A 223-nucleotide genomic window follows, 5' to 3' on the forward strand; every position below is an offset into this window, starting at 1 on the left:
CCCCGGCGAAGCCCTCACCGTCACCACCACCGGCGCCGCGCTACCCACCACCGCTGGCGGCACCGTCAACATGGCCGCCAACGGCACCTACACCTACACCGCGCCCAACCCCAACTTCTTCGGCACCGACACGTTCAACTACACCGTCACCGACGGCACCTCCAACAGCACCGGACTGGTCACCATCACCGTCACCGATGTGGAGGACCCCGTCGCCGCGGTC

General features: G+C 68.2%; 1 protein-coding gene. It reads left to right on the forward strand.

The genetic code is table 11. From position 1 onward, the window contains the following. A partial coding sequence (locus SLQ33_RS33530) for an Ig-like domain-containing protein (RefSeq protein WP_319458251.1) occupies positions 1–223 on the forward strand: 223 nt, incomplete at both ends.

This window comes from Mycobacterium sp. RTGN6 (assembly GCF_033804605.1).
Classification (GTDB): Bacteria; Actinomycetota; Actinomycetes; order Mycobacteriales; family Mycobacteriaceae; genus Mycobacterium.